This window comes from Lelliottia jeotgali, assembly GCF_977070485.1.
This window is the reverse complement of record NZ_CDRVFO010000002.1, coordinates 30,775-46,374: the sequence shown is the minus strand read 5'-3', so window position 1 is coordinate 46,374 and position 15,600 is coordinate 30,775. Positions and strand designations below refer to the sequence as shown.

The 15,600-nt window shown below is 59.2% G+C and carries 15 protein-coding genes; 5 read left to right on the top strand and 10 right to left on the bottom strand.

All coding sequences use genetic code 11. The features are described from left to right. Window positions 1-127: 127 nt before the first annotated feature. Window positions 128-1,861 (top strand): IlvD/Edd family dehydratase, encoded by a 1,734-nt coding sequence (locus ACW4TB_RS02680; RefSeq protein ID WP_012313885.1) that lies wholly within the window; start codon window positions 128-130, stop codon window positions 1,859-1,861. A 269-nt stretch (window positions 1,862-2,130) separates the two neighbouring features. After that, on the top strand, window positions 2,131-2,853 hold the full coding sequence (locus ACW4TB_RS02675) for a FadR/GntR family transcriptional regulator (protein WP_012313884.1): 723 nt from the start codon (window positions 2,131-2,133) through the stop codon (window positions 2,851-2,853). A 203-nt stretch (window positions 2,854-3,056) separates the two neighbouring features. Here ACW4TB_RS02675 and ACW4TB_RS02670 read toward each other — a convergent pair whose 3' ends face one another. Continuing rightward, complete coding sequence (locus ACW4TB_RS02670; protein WP_039602299.1) at window positions 3,057-3,287, bottom strand: hypothetical protein; 231 nt, start codon at window positions 3,285-3,287, stop codon at window positions 3,057-3,059. On the opposite strand from ACW4TB_RS02670, the gene ACW4TB_RS02665 reads away from it, so the two are divergent. Then, window positions 3,286-3,984: a hypothetical protein gene (locus ACW4TB_RS02665; RefSeq protein WP_012313883.1), complete on the top strand. Its 699-nt coding sequence runs from the start codon at window positions 3,286-3,288 to the stop codon at window positions 3,982-3,984. The genes ACW4TB_RS02670 and ACW4TB_RS02665 overlap by 2 nt on opposite strands. A gap of 144 nt (window positions 3,985-4,128) precedes the next feature. Here the strand turns inward: ACW4TB_RS02665 and ACW4TB_RS02660 are convergent, their stop codons facing one another. The 3 genes from ACW4TB_RS02660 to ACW4TB_RS02650 all read right to left on the bottom strand — a co-directional run bounded on the left by ACW4TB_RS02660 (window position 4,129) and on the right by ACW4TB_RS02650 (window position 5,356). Next, window positions 4,129-4,776 (bottom strand): hypothetical protein, encoded by a 648-nt coding sequence (locus tag ACW4TB_RS02660; protein ID WP_012313882.1) that lies wholly within the window; start codon window positions 4,774-4,776, stop codon window positions 4,129-4,131. A 110-nt stretch (window positions 4,777-4,886) separates the two neighbouring features. Beyond that, window positions 4,887-5,234: a hypothetical protein gene (locus ACW4TB_RS02655; protein ID WP_233100421.1), complete on the bottom strand. Its 348-nt coding sequence runs from the start codon at window positions 5,232-5,234 to the stop codon at window positions 4,887-4,889. Between the two features lie 5 nt (window positions 5,235-5,239). Beyond that, window positions 5,240-5,356 carry a WYL domain-containing protein gene (locus ACW4TB_RS02650; protein ID WP_455828231.1) on the bottom strand — a complete coding sequence of 39 codons (117 nt, stop codon included), beginning with the start codon at window positions 5,354-5,356 and terminating at the stop codon, window positions 5,240-5,242. Between ACW4TB_RS02650 and ACW4TB_RS02645 the strand changes: the two genes are divergently transcribed. After that, on the top strand, window positions 5,307-5,468 hold the full coding sequence (locus tag ACW4TB_RS02645; protein ID WP_190273321.1) for a hypothetical protein: 162 nt from the start codon (window positions 5,307-5,309) through the stop codon (window positions 5,466-5,468). The two genes, ACW4TB_RS02650 and ACW4TB_RS02645, sit on opposite strands and share 50 nt — an antisense overlap. A 303-nt stretch (window positions 5,469-5,771) precedes the next feature. On the opposite strand, the gene ACW4TB_RS02640 is transcribed toward ACW4TB_RS02645, so the two are convergent. Together ACW4TB_RS02640 and ACW4TB_RS02635 are read right to left on the bottom strand one after the other, a co-directional pair. Further along, window positions 5,772-6,128 (bottom strand): hypothetical protein, encoded by a 357-nt coding sequence (locus ACW4TB_RS02640; protein ID WP_042111341.1) that lies wholly within the window; start codon window positions 6,126-6,128, stop codon window positions 5,772-5,774. 405 nt (window positions 6,129-6,533) lie between these two features. Further along, complete coding sequence (locus ACW4TB_RS02635) at window positions 6,534-7,553, bottom strand: IS30 family transposase (RefSeq protein ID WP_012313881.1); 1,020 nt, start codon at window positions 7,551-7,553, stop codon at window positions 6,534-6,536. Between the two features lie 293 nt (window positions 7,554-7,846). Between ACW4TB_RS02635 and ACW4TB_RS02630 the strand changes: the two genes are divergently transcribed. Next, the gene (locus tag ACW4TB_RS02630) at window positions 7,847-8,686 is read left to right on the top strand and encodes a PhzF family phenazine biosynthesis protein (RefSeq protein ID WP_012313880.1); all 840 of its coding nucleotides are present in this window, start codon (window positions 7,847-7,849) and stop codon (window positions 8,684-8,686) included. A 258-nt stretch (window positions 8,687-8,944) separates the two neighbouring features. Here ACW4TB_RS02630 and ACW4TB_RS02625 read toward each other — a convergent pair whose 3' ends face one another. From ACW4TB_RS02625 to mhpT, 4 genes are all read right to left on the bottom strand, one after another. Next, the gene (locus tag ACW4TB_RS02625; protein ID WP_012313879.1) at window positions 8,945-11,239 is read right to left on the bottom strand and encodes a tetratricopeptide repeat protein; all 2,295 of its coding nucleotides are present in this window, start codon (window positions 11,237-11,239) and stop codon (window positions 8,945-8,947) included. A 48-nt stretch (window positions 11,240-11,287) separates the two neighbouring features. Then, complete coding sequence (locus ACW4TB_RS02620) at window positions 11,288-12,538, bottom strand: OprD family porin (protein WP_254467532.1); 1,251 nt, start codon at window positions 12,536-12,538, stop codon at window positions 11,288-11,290. A gap of 96 nt (window positions 12,539-12,634) precedes the next feature. Continuing rightward, window positions 12,635-14,302: an arylsulfatase gene (locus tag ACW4TB_RS02615; RefSeq protein ID WP_279928705.1), complete on the bottom strand. Its 1,668-nt coding sequence runs from the start codon at window positions 14,300-14,302 to the stop codon at window positions 12,635-12,637. A gap of 36 nt (window positions 14,303-14,338) precedes the next feature. Next, window positions 14,339-15,571 carry a 3-(3-hydroxy-phenyl)propionate transporter MhpT gene (gene mhpT / locus ACW4TB_RS02610; RefSeq protein WP_012313876.1) on the bottom strand — a complete coding sequence of 411 codons (1,233 nt, stop codon included), beginning with the start codon at window positions 15,569-15,571 and terminating at the stop codon, window positions 14,339-14,341. Between the last annotated feature and the right edge of the window lie 29 nt (window positions 15,572-15,600).

The window sequence follows — 15,600 nt, the reverse complement described above, 5'->3', positions numbered from 1 at the left end:
ACCGCTAACCTGGCGAATCGATCATATAGTATTACTATTTAAAACAACAAGCCTTCACAGATGCCTTTTTAGCCGCTAGAGTCAGCCTCATAACGACAAATAGTAATACTAATTAGGTGTCCCGCTTATGTCTGATAACAAACGCCCCCTGCGCTCCGCCCAATGGTTTGGTACCGCCGACAAGAACGGCTTCATGTACCGCAGCTGGATGAAGAACCAAGGCATCCCCGACCACGAATTCCAGGGCAAGCCGATCATCGGCATCTGCAACACCTGGTCGGAGCTGACCCCGTGCAACGCCCACTTCCGCAAGATTGCCGAGCACGTCAAAAAAGGCGTGCTGGAGGCCGGTGGCTTCCCGGTGGAGTTCCCGGTGTTTTCCAGCGGCGAGTCCAACCTGCGCCCTACCGCCATGCTCACCCGCAACCTGGCGAGCATGGATGTGGAAGAAGCGATCCGTGGCAACCCGGTGGACGCCGTGGTGCTGCTGACCGGCTGCGACAAGACCACCCCGGCGCTGCTGATGGGCGCCGCCAGCTGCGACGTGCCGGCGATCGTGGTCACTGGTGGGCCGATGCTCAACGGCAAGCACAAAGGCAAGGACATTGGCGCCGGCACCATCGTCTGGCAGATGCACGAGGCCTATAAGGCCGGCCAGATCGACCTCAACGAGTTCCTCTCGGCCGAGGCCGGCATGTCGCGCTCGGCGGGTACCTGCAACACCATGGGCACCGCGTCGACCATGGCCTGCATGGCCGAAGCGCTGGGCACCTCGCTGCCGCACAACGCCGCCATCCCGGCGGTGGATGCCCGCCGCTACGTACTCGCCCACCTGTCGGGCATGCGCATTGTCGACATGGTGCGCGAAGACCTGCGCCTGTCGAAGATCCTTACCCGCGAAGCCTTCGAGAACGCCATCCGCGTCAACGCCGCCATCGGTGGTTCGACCAACGCCGTGATCCACCTCAAGGCGATTGCCGGGCGCATTGGTGTAGACCTGCAACTGGAAGACTGGACCCGCGTCGGCCGCGGCACACCGACCTTGGTCGACTTGCAGCCATCGGGCCGCTTCCTGATGGAAGAGTTCTACTACGCCGGCGGCCTGCCCGCAGTCATCCGCCGCCTGGGCGAGCATGGCCTGCTGCCCAACCCCACCGCACTGACCGCCAACGGCAAGAGCCTGTGGGACAACTGCCAGGCCGCGCCGCTGTATGACGAAGAAGTCATCCGCCCGCTTGATAAACCGCTGGTGGCCGATGGCGGCATCTGCATCCTGCGCGGCAACCTGGCACCCAAAGGCGCAGTGCTCAAGCCGTCGGCGGCCACCCCAGCGCTGATGCAGCACCGCGGCCGGGCCGTAGTGTTCGAAAACTTCGAGGACTACAAAGCGCGCATCAACGACCCTGAGCTGGACGTGGACGCCAATTCGGTGCTGGTGATGAAATACTGCGGGCCCAAGGGCTACCCGGGCATGGCCGAGGTCGGCAACATGGGCCTGCCCGCCAAGCTGCTGGCCCAGGGCGTGACCGACATGGTGCGCATCTCCGATGCCCGCATGAGCGGTACTGCCTACGGCACCGTAGTGCTGCACGTGGCACCCGAGGCTGCTGCGGGCGGCCCATTGGCAGCCGTGCGCGAAGGTGACTGGATCGAGCTGGACTGCAAGGAAGGCCGGCTGCACCTGGACATTTCTGCCGAGGAACTGGCTGGCCGCCTGGCCGACCTGCAAGCACCGCCACAGTTGATCAGTGGCGGTTATGCGAAGCTGTATCTGGACCATGTGATGCAGGCTGACGAAGGTTGCGATTTCGACTTCCTGGTTGGCTGCCGTGGCGCGGCGGTGCCCAAGCATTCGCACTAACCAACCCTCAACACCTCCCCCCGGTAGGAGCGGCCTTGTGTCGCGAAAGGGGTGCGCAGCGCCCCCACAATTCATGCATCAGGCTGATATTGCCGGGGGCGCTACGCGCCCCTTTCGCGACACAAGGCCGCTCCTACACATCCCACGCATACCTTGAGGCAGTGCATACCGATGGCTGCAACTGCCTGCATGACATCTGCCCCACAGGCCCTCCGCCACCCACTAATGCTATGATGCCCACCTCGCTCGAAGGACCTCCCGCGCCCCCCATGAACTACCGCCAGCCCACCACGCGCAAAAGCATGCATGCCACCCTGGTCCAGGACCTCGGCCTGCAAATCGTATCCGGCCAACTCGCACCCGGGCAAAAGCTGCCCTCCGAGGCCAGCCTGTGCGAAAGCTACGCGATCAGCCGGCCGGTGTTCCGCGAAGCGATGCGCGCCCTGACCGCCAAGGGCCTGGTCGAAGCCCGCCCACGGGTCGGTACGCTGGTGAGGCCCCGCCATGACTGGCACATGCTCGACCCCGACGTGCTGCACTGGCTGATGCAGGCCACCCCGCAAAAGGACTTCTTCAACACCCTGTCCAGCGTGCGCTGGGTTATCGAACCCGCCGCCGCCGCGCTGGCCGCCACCAACGCCAGCCCCGAGGATGTCGAGTCGATCGCCGAGGCCTACCAGCGCATGGAAGCCGCGCGCACCCATGAAGAGCGCCTGCAACCCGACCTTGACTTCCACGCCCGCATCGCCGACGCCACCCACAACGATCTGCTGGCCTACCTGTGCAACATGCTCTCGATGGCGCTGCGCGAATCGGTGCGCTATTCCAACCAGCGGCCGAACTTCAACCAACTCGCCCTGCCCCGGCACAAGGCGATTCTCACGGCTATCCAGAACGGCGACGCGCTGGGTGCACGGCATGCTTCGCTGGTGCAGCTTGAAGATGCGCGTGTGGCGTTGAGCAAGGTCTTGGGGCAAGATCCGACTAGCTGAAGCAAAGCTGCTGATTGCCCGGTCGCCCAGGACAAGTGGCGGATCGCTTATGTAAACGTTATTGCCCTCCGTAGGAGCGGCCTTGTGTCGCGAAAGGACCGCAGAGCGGTCCCCCAATATCGAGCGACTCCCCCCCCCCCCTCTCAGCAAACCTGAAGACTTCAATTGCCCATATGCGCTGTACAGCTGCGCCATCTTCAACATCAAATTGACACTACAGCGCCAATTTGCAAACCTTCACACCGAAGTACCTGCGTGACAAAACCGATCACAGGGCCAGCTTTTTCAACTTCCTGCGCTAAATACACCAGGCTGATAAAACCATAGGTATCGCTTGGGCCAGCCTCTTCAGCTTGGCCTGGCAGCGAGGCTCCCCAATACGTTGGCGCGCAGCGCCGCCCCAACAACCGATTGATCAACACCAGGTAACCCATGGTCAACTCAGTAGTATCGATATCCGAACAGGCATTCTTCAGCATCGTTACCTCGGCGCTGGAAGCTTACAAAGTCGAGCATCAGCTTGAAAACGGCGACTTCGCGGCACGGGTGGAAACGTACGGCCACCTGTGGGGTTACGCTCAAACATCCTCTTTCGGACAAACGATGTATCGCGTGGTGTGGGCAGACACTTGCACCTCTGTAACCCGAGACCAAGGGTCGATTTCCTATAGCGATGCACCGCAGGAAATCAAACAAAGCTTCATCGATACCTTCTTCCCCGAGGTCACGTTCCTCGGCGATTATCACAGCCACCCGTATAGCTATCAGGATGATGAGATAAAGACTGAGCTGGAGCTGGAGCGAGGGGGCTACTACCGCTTCTCCGATGCCGACTTCCGCGCCGTGAAACAGCAGCAGGATGACGGGCTGGATTATCGCGTCGGGCTGGTAGCCACCGTTTTCGAGCGCGACGAAAAGGTCAAGCGAGCGCTAAAAATTCTGGATGGGGAGAGTGCCCTGCGGTTTCAGGTCGGCTCCGTGACGATCTGGCTCAAAGCCTATGTGTGGACAGAGGACGAAAACCTCAACTTCCGGCGCAAGGCAGACCGCATGGTGCGTTTGGTATGTCCAAGCTTGAACGTGTTCGCCGGCATGCGCGATGGCTGGGCCGGGCTTGCGCAGCAAAACTAGAAAGGCTTGCCACCTCACACCTTAAAAGCTGGACAACACCGGATCCCTACGCGCATCTGAAAGATGTTCTCACGCGCCTGCCGACGCGGCAGGCACGGCTGTCATGGCGCCTGAAGGAAAGATGATGGACTGCACTGCAAGGACTCACTCCTCCATCAGTGCAGCTATCAATGACGGATCATAGTCCGGACTGTCATAGTTGGCAGGATGCAAGAGCGCGAGCCCGGCTTTCTGGCAACGCTTCCAGCCGGAATGCAGGTTATCCACCAGAACTTCCGCCTGGGCGAGTTCACGCTCCGGCGCACCAGCTTCGCCTGGCCAGTTGTAAAGGCGCTCAAAAAAGTCTTCACATTCTGGCTCGTCTTCCATGATTATCCGTGACTCCTCAAGCCCGGCGTAGCCATTACGAGATGCCTCCCGCAGATCCTCGGCATGCGCGCGAAAATCAGCATCGCTCCAATCCTCAAATTCCTCGCGCAGAAATTCAGGCACTTCGGTCAACGACTTGAAACGGCGTGCGCTACGATCATGGCGAATCAAGGTCTCGAAGAACTCCAGGTCGCTATACGTAGAACCGGCAGACGGTAACCAGCCGGCCTCCTGATTATCTCCATACGCGCTGCGAACATGCTCACCAAGGAGTGTCAGGTAAGATGCAGCATCCGTCCTGGCAAAGATGCGCAACTGTTCATCCTTCAAGCGTTCAAAGCTATCGTGTCGTTGTTCATAGGCCTTGGCGAGCTCGTGGGCGCGTTTTTTCGCGTTTGCAAACCAAACGGGGGCGACTGCCATGTCTTTTTCCTCGAACGTAATGATTTATACATCGGCTTGAACGCCAAGCCAGGCAAAAACCCAAGATCGGCCAAGGACGCTTTTAGTCAAGCCTCAGCCAGCGTTTCAATTCAGCCCGGTTCGCCAACACTAATTGCTGAGCTTGAGGCCGTGCGCCATGCAAATTCGGGTTTACGTGAAACCGTTTCACTACCTACTTCGCCACCGCTTGAGAGCTTTCGACAACCAACCGCCCCGTCAGTCATTGCGTAATTCAATTCAATGAGCGAGCGTTGCGCCGGCGTCAGGCGCTCGTCCAGCTTGAAGATAACATTGATTTTAGTGTTCCATTCGACATCGTGTTCGCTGCCGTTGTCCGTCTGATCGTCGAGCAGCTCCGGCTCACCCCTACAACGACCCAGCACAAAGTCCCGGTAGTCACGGTTTTTCTCGCAATAGGCACGAACGTGCCAACGCATGCCGGTTAAACCAGCGGGTGCGGAGCGATCGTACGCCCTTCCACTTGCGGGGTTTTGAAAGACACATACCCGATGTCCAAGCGCCGCTTTTCCCAGCAAGCCTTGAGCAGTTGCCGCAGCACCTCCGGTCTCACAGAAGCTCCGGTCCTGCCATTCGACGTTGCCAGGATTCAGCATTTCGTAGCTTGGGAGCAGCACGAAGCCGCAGCACTGACCGTCGAAGCGCAGATGTAGTAGACCGAAGAGAGCTCGCGGGCGATGCGCAGTTTGCGAAGGATCGAGACCAAGGTTGGCCGGGGGTTGCTACGGGTCCTCAGCTCGGATGTGATTTTGAACACACCGGCTATAGCGTTTTCCGGTCAAACTCGATTTCAAAGTGGCGGGGTTCGACTCCAGGCACTTGCCCTGACGGCTCAGGAACTAACAGGATGCTCGACGGTTTTGACCTGTGGCGTGACCGGCCTCATCAGGTTTTGAAGCCGCGATTCGTGGCCTGATGGCAAAACCAGCCACTAATTCAGCGATTATAACGCGGGGTCATTTAGCACGAAGTGCTGTGGGAAGGGGCATGACTTCACAAACGCCAGCGCCAACCGCGATGTCCTCTACTACCAAGATCTTCATCTTCGCTGGAGTGAAACCAAGTACGCAGTCTTCACCAAACGTGGCGGTGAAACGCGCGAGACGGGCTTCGCGCGCGATGTCACCAGTCATTCTGCCAGTCACTTTACCCGTGCTGTCAGTGGATACGACCTCAATCCGCTCACGGCCTTTGTCGGTGTGGATCTGATAGTACCCTTGAGTAACCTTGTCCACGTGCATTGGCGAGGTAGCAGCGTGCGCTGTAGGAGATAGAGCAATGGCACCCGCTAGGGCGAAAAGAAAATGACGCATAATCCCTCCATGATTTTGATGGTAGGTAGCATCATACCTTCCGCCCAAGGCACAATGCCATCACTCCAGGTGCGAGCACCAAAGGGGTGGGTGAGGCGAGAGGTTCATGTAAATCGGCCACTAGGTGTTTTGAACTTCATATCATCTGCAGTGCATTGTTTGAACGTCTATTGGAATAAGTCGATGGGGGACTTAAGGCGTGAACTCTTGCAGCTTATCGGCTGTCTTTCCGGGCGCCTGTCTTTACTTGATGGGGCATTGATGTGAATGAAGTCGGTTCTGCCGGATGATGCAGATGGAACTCACCTCTCTGATGTGGGCCCTACCTGAGGGCTTCGTGGACAGCCGTTTGCTCGACTTCGATGAAGTGCAACGCTTGGCGGCCTCAGGTTCCAAGTGCAACAGTCAGTTGATAATGTTGAGCCGATTGGTTGCCAGCAGTTGCAGATGATCCGTCAACACTTCAACAGGGAATTTCCAGCCCAATGTCTGACGAGGTCGGGTGTTGAGCAAGTCGGCAATCTCGTCCAGCCGCTCCTGGCTAACCAGCGACAAATCGGTGCCCTTGGGTAAGTACTGCCGGAGCAGGCCGTTCGTGTTCTCGTTGCTGCCTCTTTGCCAAGGGCTGTGCGGGTCAGCGAAGTAGATCTTCATTCCCGTACGAGCTGTCAGCTCTTGATGCTTGGCCATCTCGCTGCTTTGGTCATGGGTCATGGTTTTCAGCAGCGCCGGTGCCATCCGCGAAAGTTCTCGCGTCATCCCCTCTAGCGCGGCGTCTGCGGTGGGCGCATCCAACTTGGCCAGGATCACGAAACGGCTCGTGCGCTCGACCATCGTCGCTACTGCCGAGCGATTGTTCGCGCCCATGATCAGGTCGCTTTCCCAATGACCTGGCACTTGTCGACCCTCGACCTCTTCAGGCCGGTAGCGAATATTCTGTTCAGCTGGATAGCGCTCGCGCCGAGCTGGCGCAGTGCTGCGAGTACGCCGCTTGCTGCCGCCCTGGCGCAGGTAACCAATGAGTTGACGCTTAAGCTCGCCGCGTGGGTATGCATAGATTGTCAGGTAGATCGTTTCGTGACTCACATGCCGCTCAGGATTATCAGGCCAGTAGTCCTTGAGTCTGGCGGCAATTTGCTGAGGAGACCAGCCCTTGGCCAACATGCTGTGTACGACCTGGAACAGTTCAGAACCAGGGGCAAGAATCTTGCTGCACCTCGGGACGTGTCTGAGGGCACGGGCTCGAGCACCGGCAGTGCTGGCGTCATAGTGCTCAGGCTGCGACTGGCGCCGCACCTCTCGACTCAGCGTGCTGGGTTGGCGCCCAAGAACTTGGGCGATGGCTCGCAGCGAGGCGCCTTGCATACGCATGATCATTAGCGTTACGCGCTCTTCGATGGTCAAGTGGGTGTAGTGAGTAGTCATGCAGCACCTTACCTCGGGTGTTGCACTTGGTCACTGAGACCGCCCAGTCTGGGTCGCTAACGGTCAGTCAATCAAGCCGTAAAATCGAAGGTGATTCACTGCCCTCAGGCGGGCGTGGTACGACCGGTATCATGTCGTAGCCAAGTACGGTCGTTTGGAGATCAACCGGCTGCGCGTGGATGAGGCTATCCTCGGCGACCTCGTGATCGGAGCACCCTCCCACTATTTCCGCGTAGCGAGTAGCCTCGCGCTCCAGTTGGCGATATTCAACCGATAGCTATCAAGGAAGTCTGATGCCGTTTTATCTGCAATTCGAACAGGTAGATGTATTTGCCGAGCGTCCCCACGAGGGTAATGCGCTGGCCGTGGTAGTGGGGGCCGACGAGCTGACAGCCGAGCAGATGCAGGCTTTCGCTCGCTGGACGCAACTCAGTGAAACCACTTTTCTGCTAAGACCTGAAGCGCCCGAGGCGCATTATCGCGTACGCATTTTTACCCCGCTACGGGAGTTACCCTTCGCCGGGCACCCTACACTAGGAAGTTGCGAGGTATGGTTGAAACAGCAAGGTAACCGCGAGAACGTTGAGATCATTCAAGAGTGTTCGGCTGGCTTGATTCGTGTGCTCAAGCAGGGGCGGTATTTGGCTTTCTCTGCTCCCCCACTGCTGCGCAGCGGCCCGTTGGACGCCAAGACGCTGAATCAGATCGAGCAGGGGCTCGGTCTTGCTGCGGGACAGATCTTGGCTAGCCAATGGGTGGACAATGGTCCTGGCTGGGCGGGAGTGTTGCTGGCGGGTCGTGATCAGGTCCTGGCGATCAAACCCGATTACGCCGCACTGCAGGGGTTGAATGTCGGCGTCATTGCGCCTTGGGCAGGTCCCGAGGCTGAAGCAGATGTGGAGGTCAGAACTTTTATGGGGGAGGAATGCAACGAGGATCCGGTCACGGGAAGCCTCAATGCAGGCCTGGCTCAGTGGTTGATCGGAGCAGGCATCCTTCGTGATCGGTACACGGTCAGCCAGGGCACGGTTATGGGGCGTCGCGGTCGGTTACAGATCGAATGCATCAACGGAACGATCTGGGTGGGTGGGGAGGTGCAGCACTGTATTTCGGGAAGGGCTGTCTTCTGCTGAGCCTGACGAGAGACATCTGAACCCAAAGGGGGGCCAATAACTCAAGTCTTCCAGCTGTAATGGAGTCACTAAGATCCGTGTCCAATGGCCTATTACAACGAGGAAGCACTGCATCCGGATGATGTTCATTGAAAATGTCAAAGCATCACTGAACATCCACTATCCGCAATGGGTGAAAAGCGCTCCGCCGTGGCCTGCAGTTATCGCCTCCAAATGCCAAAGGTATCCGGTAAAGACCTCTTCCACGTTAATGCAGACTTACTCTCCTTCAGAAACTCCGAGTTCGCGGCGTAATGGAATAAGCCTAGGATCATTGGGTGAGACCAGTCTGAGTTGTCGCCAATATCGAACTGCCTGCTCGCGACCTCCGCTGACACTATGTAGGTAGATCAATGCATAGAGAAGGTCGGAATCGGCCGGCGCCTGACTCAGGCCGGCTTCCAAGGCCTTGCGCGCGGCCTCGGATTGGCGCAACTGCAGCAAAAGCAGCCCTTGGTTGTAACGGATCCGGGTATTTTGAGGCGCGGCTTCAGCTGCCTCAGCCATATATACGGCTGCATCCTCAGGCTGACCACGCTCTACCAGCAAAAGCGCCAGCATGTAAGCCAGGTTCGCGCGGTCTGCCTTCGGTATGTCCTGCAGAGAAATACCCTTGCGCAGCACCCGTTCGGCTTCATCCATGTGCAGGGTCCTACTGGCGAGTGCCGCCAGGTTTACACGAGCAGGTGAGAAGTAAGGATCCATGCGCAAGGCCTGACGGTACTGTTCCATGGCTTCAAGTTCGCGACCGCGACGCTCCAGGAACACAGCCAAGTTCAAGCGGTTACCCGGCAAGTCGGCATTGGCGTGCAAACGTTGTTCGTATTCCTGTAACTGAGCCCTGAAACCCGCCCTGCGGGCCGATGGAAGCGCAGCCAGCGGAATATCCGCCAACGCACGTATGGCTTCGTCACGCACTGCGCGAAGAGGATCGTTGAGTAGCGGCAACAAATGCACAACCCGCTGCGCCGGGGTAAGCACCGTAAAACCACTTACCGCGTAAGCACGCACCAATGCGCTGTGGTCTTCCAACGCTTTGCTCAGGCTTGGTAGCGCAGCCCCGCCAAAGTCAGCCAGGCGATCAGCCGCCGTTGCCCTCACGATTGCAGGTTTGCCTAGGTCATCGATCACTTGGACAAGCAGGGCTATGGATTCTGCGCTGCGAGTACGCACCGCCTGAAAGGTTTCACCGTAGTGAGGTGGACGTTGCGGTTGGCCAAACCAACCCTTGACCGCTTCAGCTGCCCACTCAACCGTCTTGCCCTGGTGACATCGAGTGCAAGCGTCTGGGCTGCCTGTCGCTCGCGCAAGGTCCGGGCGAGGTATTCGTATACTGTGGTCTCGGCGGGGATCCACGACCATGTACGTTGCTTCTGGCATGTGACAGTTCACACACTGGCTGCCTGCCGATGACGGCGTGTGATGGTGATGGACAGGGCTGTCGTAGTTCTTTGCCAGCAAGGTGGGAAATCGCTCGGTCGGTGGCTTGGGGTTATGGCATTGCAGGCAGAGGCTGTTGCCCTCGCGTTTCACCCGTGTGGAGTGTGGATCATGGCAGTCGGTGCATGTCACGCCCGCCGCGTACATCTTGCTCTGGGTGTAAGAGCCGTAAACGTACACTTCTGCCTGGATCTGCCCATCGGCGTGATACAAATCTGGCCGCAACGTAGCCGGAAGCACTGCATCGAGTGACGGATGCCCGGGTTGCTGGGCAACGCCCAGGCCCTCACGATGACTGTGGCAGTAAGCGCATTGCTCGATGAGCCCCTGGGCCCCGAGGGCGGAGAAGTCCACCAGCAGACCGACGTCGCCAGCTGAGTCATGAGGGGTTTTCGATTGAGCCTTTCGTGCCCAGTTCACATGGGATTGCGCTGGGCCGTGGCAGGATTGGCACCCCACATTCTGCTCATGCCAGGTAGTGGCGAAGGTATCGCTCTGACTGTCATAGCCTTTTTGCAGGTTCGTGGAATGACAATCTGCACACATGGCATTCCAGTTCTGATATCGCCCGGTCCAGTGAAGTGCATCGCCAGCAGAAAAACGCTGACCAGGATAAAGGGAAAACCATCGCTGCCCGCCCGCGCTGGCAGGTCTGCTGTCCCAAGCGACAGTCAGGGCTTGCAGCCGGCCACCAGGAAAGGCTACCAGATACTGCTGTAGCGGGCGGTGGCCGAAGGTATAGCGAATCTGAAAGTCCGCGGGCTTGCCATCTTCTCCCTCGGTACGTGTGAAGAACAGGTCACCACGGCGGAAAAATCGCGTCTCGACGCCCGCATCGCTGAAGATTACGCCTGAGAAGTCTCCCAATACACTGGATGGATCCGCCACACGCATCGCCCAATCATGATCAGAGCCTTTCCAGGCCTTGGCTTGTTTAATGTGACACCCCGCACAGCTATCTGCTGGCGCGTAGCCGGCAGCGTTCTGGGCGAGCTCAGGGACCTGCGCGCCCGAGGCGTACCACGAAAGCGCTAGCAGCACCAACACGACACCGCGACCGAGACAACGATTCATTCCAATCCTATTGAGAAATTCACGTGAGAGCCCTTGGCGGAGTTACGCTCACCAGAGCGCCAAGGTATAGTCGATCTGCACCCGTGTCTCGTCGATGTCACGGGTGAAGTCGGCGCGGTAGTCGGCATTGCGCAGGCGAATGCCAAGGTTCCTAAGACTGCCGCTCTGGATGACGTAGCTGAGCTCGACATCGCGCTCCGACTCTTCGGCCTCGAACTTGGCGATGGGCAGTTTGAGCTGCCGACCATCCATGTAACGCCACATGAATTTCAGCCCTGGCACGCCTAGCGCGACAAAATCGTAGTCGTACCTGAACTGCCAGGTCTTCTCGCCGGGGTTGACGAACTCGCTGACCTGCGAGCCGCCGGTGTTCACGTATGGGCTGGTACCGGCAACGTAGGGCATGGCGGTGGCCCCGCTAAGTGCCATGTAGCCTAGACCGATGGAATGTCCCTGGGTACTGAGCGTGAACATGCTGCTGAAGGTGCGGTTGTCCACCGGGCCGGCTTCACCTGCGCCGTCTTCCCTGCTGATGAAATAGCGCAGGTCGCTGACCAGCTTTGCTTGCGGCAGCGCCCATGTATGCAGGAGGCTGATGTAGTCCTGCCGGTATAGATCCTGCAGCGTTGCATGGTAGTAACTGGTGGCCAGGCCCGCATTCCATTGGTAGTCGACGCCAAGGATGTCGAATTGGTCGCTGGTGGCAGAGCCATTGAAGCGACGATACGGACTGCTGATCGACATCGGCTCATGATTGGTCGAGTTACGCAGTTTAATCGCGTCGATACGCGTCACCTGAAGCGTGAGGTCGTCTATCTCACGGGAAGTCAGGAATGCGCCACGCATCAATGGTGGGAAAAGTCGCACGTTCATGCCGCGAGCCACGGGCGCGAGCACCTGCTTCGTACCGAGTTCGAATTGAGTCTTAGACAGACGGGCCTTGCCCAGCACGTCGAATTTTCCATAGCTCTCCCCCGGCTCACCGGTTTCAGCATCCACGCTGAGCAAGCCTATGCCGCTGCGCCCCGGACCGGAATCCAATTTGAAACCCAGCTGACCAAGCGCATCGACGCCAAAACCGACGGGGCCTTCGGTAAATCCCGAACGCATGTCCAGAACCAATCCCTGTGCCCATTCCTGGGTCTGGGATTGACCTGGCCCCTCACGGTAATCCCGATCGAAGTAATAGTTTTCGAGGGTCAGGCTACCCTTGCTGTCATTGATGAAACCACTGGCCATGCTGGAGCAGGCAAAAGGCACAACGGTGGCCATGAGCAGGCCTTTATAGGTGCTCAACATGAAGAAATACCTCTGATTGTTCTTATTGGTAGTCGCGGGCATGCCGCTCTTCCTTGCCCTGACGGGCTCCAGATCTTGAAGCCCGACAGCGCGTAGTCAGTTCTTTTTAAGCAGGGGTTCAGCCGGGCTCAGGTCGGGGTCCAAGGCAATGTTGTTGACTTGCGCGTAATGACGCCAATGAGCTTTCATGGTCTCGATCAGTTGCGGTTGTTGGCCGGCGAGGTCGTGCCGTTCACCCTTGTCCTTGGCAAGATCGAACAATTGCCAGGCATCGCCCGGCTTGCCGGAATACACCAGCTTCATCGAACCGAGGCGCAGTGCCGCGCTGCCGTCCACTTCCCAACCGACTACGCTGCGATCGCCGTTGAGGGTCGTGGCTCTCGGATCGCGCAGAAGCGGAACGAACGACTCGCCCTGCAACGGATGAACGGGGCGACCGGCATATTCGATGCCAGGTACCGGAACCTTGGCAAACTCCAGAATTGTCGGCATAAGGTCGCGCACATTGAGCAGCTCGTTTCGTTCTCCCGGTGAGATACCTCCCGGCAGGCTGACAATGGCGGTTACTCGCGTGCCCCCCTCCAGAACGCTCTGCTTGGCGCCGCGCAGTGGCGTGGCGCTGACCGCAGCCCAGTCTTTGCCATAGGCGACGAAAGAGTTGACCCGGCCCATGTTGGCGAGACTGTTGTCGAAATTGGCATTCACCCATTCAGCGAGGCGACCGTCGTAGTCCTTACTTTCCGGGCCGTTGTCGGACATGAACACGATCAACGTGTTGTCGTACTGGCCGGTTTTCTTCAGGTGTTCGACCAGCCGTGCGACCTGGTCGTCCAACTGTTCCACCATTGCGGCATAGATTTCCATCTTGCGCGCAGCATGCTGCCGGGCTTCTGTCGACATGCCGCTCCAATTCGGTGCATCCACGCTTGCGCTGGCGGCTTCTTCCTCGCTCAGCAGCCCCAACGCATGCATGCGCTCGACACGCTTGTTGGCGATCGCCTGGTAACCTGCGTCATAGCGGCCTCGGGTCTGTTGCAGATAGCGGTCCGGGGCCTGCAGCGGCCAGTGCGGGGCGGTGTAGGCGGCGAATGCGAAGAAAGGCTTGTTTTCGCGCCGGGCAGCGTCGATCGATTCGATCAGGTGATCGGTGTAGTTCACCGTGGCATTGAAGTCAGCCGGGAGCTCCACCTGCTTGCCATTGTGCAGGAAGGTCGCCGGGTAGTTGGGGAACAGGCCCATTTCCTTCTGCCGATAGTTCGCCGAACCGCCCTCCAGCACCACATAGGACTCTTCGAAACCGCGATTTTGCGGCTGCAACTCAGGCGCTCTGCCAAGGTGCCACTTGCCGGAAATAATGGTTTTGTAGCCAGCGTCGCTTAAAAGCTGCGGCAAGGTGACGGCGTTTTTGTTCAGCACGCCTTCGTATCCCGGCAGCACGGGTTGGCTGGCGAAGCGACGCTTGCGTACTTCGGCCATCAGGCCGAGGCCGGAGAGGTGCTGGTCGTTACCTGTCAGCAATGCGGCACGCGTCGGCGAGCAACTGGGCGCGGTGTGGAAATCGCGTAGAACTACACCACTGCTGGCCAAAGAGTCGATCGTGGGCGTATGTATCTCGCTACCGAAGGCACCGATATCCGAGTAACCAAGATCGTCAGCCACCACCAAAAGGATATTGGGCCGTTGATCCGCAAGCGCGAATGGGGCGGAGCACAAGGCCGTGACAAGCAATGCGCAGGCACGAAAGCGCCGAGTTGGAATTGTCATTTGAAGGCTCTCTATAGCAGGATGAGGGGCGGCGTGTCAGATGTGGCGGTCGCGACGCGCCGACAGACAGAACATCGCCACGGCGGCGACCACGATGCCAGGCGCCGAAGCGAGCATCACACCGAGGGTGCCGCCGCCGAGGGCAAGCACCTGACCGGCCACCAGCGGCCCACTCATGGCACCAATACGCCCGACCGCCAGCGCACTGCCGACGCCGGTGACGCGCACATCGGTGCGGTACAGCGGCGGGGCCAATGCGTACAGCACGCCCTGGCCACCTGTAGCGAAAAAGCCAGCGACCGCGCCAGCGAGCAACATCGAGGGGAACTCGCTGGAAACGCCGAGGATGGCGAGAGCAGCAAGGATGCCGGCGTAGACCAGCGATGAGATTGCCCAGGCCGGTAGCCGTTGGGCCAGCGCCCCGAGCACCAGCGTGCCGACCGCTGCGCCAATCTGCAGGGAGAACATCACCCAGCCGGCCTGCGCCGGGCTGAAGCCCTGGTCAACCAACAGGCTCGGCAACCAGTTGATCAGGATGTACACCACCATGAGCGTGAAGAAGTAGCTGACCCAGAGCAGGAGCGTGACAGTCGCGGCGCCCTCTTGGAACAGCCCCTGCCAGACGCCGGTACGCGGCGTCTCGGACTGCGCCTCACGCTGGATAAAAGCCGGCGATTCGGGCAGGAACAAGCCAAGCAGCGGCACGATCAGGAGCGGCACCACGCCACCAACGATGAACACCGTCTTCCAGCTTCCGGCATAGCCGGCGATGCTGATACCTGCCGCGAGCGCTGCCCCCAGCGGCACGCCACAGTACATGAGGCTGACGGCGAAACCGCGCAGCCGTCCTCCAGCACACTCACTGGTCAGGGCGATGAGGTTGGGCAACGCGGCTCCGAGACCAAGGCCCGTAAGCAGGCGCGCGCCCAGCAAGCTAGGGAAGTCCCAGGCCTGGGCGGTGGCGAGGGAAAATATCCCGAACAGCGCCACCGAGGCCATTAGCACCCGTTTGCGACCGATGCGGTCGGCCAGCCAGCCGCCGACAAATGCGCCGGGTAGCAAACCAAGGATGCCGGCGCTGAAGACCCAGCCCATGTGCAGGTTGTCGAGGGCGAAGTCGGCGGCGATGCCCTGAGCGGCGATACCGGCAGCCTGCAGGTCGAGACCCTCCATCAAGGCGACCAGAAAGCACAGGCCGATGGTGAGCGATAGGTGAGTGTTGCCAGCCGGCGCGGCTTGCTGGGCGGCAAAGTTGTGCAATGCTTTCATCGTTGATACCCGAATTGTTGTTGTTGGGT

What these genes read in the sequence shown, in the direction of transcription:
- ACW4TB_RS02655 (WP_233100421.1), bottom strand. Translation starts at nt 5,234, where the DNA reads ATGCGTTGGCACGTTCGTGCCTATTGCGAGAAAAACCGTGACTACCGG.
- ACW4TB_RS02625 (WP_012313879.1), bottom strand. Translation starts at nt 11,239, where the DNA reads ATGAATCGTTGTCTCGGTCGCGGTGTCGTGTTGGTGCTGCTAGCGCTT.
- ACW4TB_RS02670 (WP_039602299.1), bottom strand. Translation starts at nt 3,287, where the DNA reads ATGGGTTACCTGGTGTTGATCAATCGGTTGTTGGGGCGGCGCTGCGCG.
- ACW4TB_RS02640 (WP_042111341.1), bottom strand. Translation starts at nt 6,128, where the DNA reads ATGCGTCATTTTCTTTTCGCCCTAGCGGGTGCCATTGCTCTATCTCCT.
- mhpT (WP_012313876.1), bottom strand. Translation starts at nt 15,571, where the DNA reads ATGAAAGCATTGCACAACTTTGCCGCCCAGCAAGCCGCGCCGGCTGGC.
- ACW4TB_RS02680 (WP_012313885.1), top strand. Translation starts at nt 128, where the DNA reads ATGTCTGATAACAAACGCCCCCTGCGCTCCGCCCAATGGTTTGGTACC.
- ACW4TB_RS02630 (WP_012313880.1), top strand. Translation starts at nt 7,847, where the DNA reads ATGCCGTTTTATCTGCAATTCGAACAGGTAGATGTATTTGCCGAGCGT.
- ACW4TB_RS02665 (WP_012313883.1), top strand. Translation starts at nt 3,286, where the DNA reads ATGGTCAACTCAGTAGTATCGATATCCGAACAGGCATTCTTCAGCATC.
- ACW4TB_RS02645 (WP_190273321.1), top strand. Translation starts at nt 5,307, where the DNA reads ATGTCCAAGCGCCGCTTTTCCCAGCAAGCCTTGAGCAGTTGCCGCAGC.
- ACW4TB_RS02635 (WP_012313881.1), bottom strand. Translation starts at nt 7,553, where the DNA reads ATGACTACTCACTACACCCACTTGACCATCGAAGAGCGCGTAACGCTA.
- ACW4TB_RS02675 (WP_012313884.1), top strand. Translation starts at nt 2,131, where the DNA reads ATGAACTACCGCCAGCCCACCACGCGCAAAAGCATGCATGCCACCCTG.
- ACW4TB_RS02620 (WP_254467532.1), bottom strand. Translation starts at nt 12,538, where the DNA reads ATGTTGAGCACCTATAAAGGCCTGCTCATGGCCACCGTTGTGCCTTTT.
- ACW4TB_RS02660 (WP_012313882.1), bottom strand. Translation starts at nt 4,776, where the DNA reads ATGGCAGTCGCCCCCGTTTGGTTTGCAAACGCGAAAAAACGCGCCCAC.
- ACW4TB_RS02615 (WP_279928705.1), bottom strand. Translation starts at nt 14,302, where the DNA reads ATGACAATTCCAACTCGGCGCTTTCGTGCCTGCGCATTGCTTGTCACG.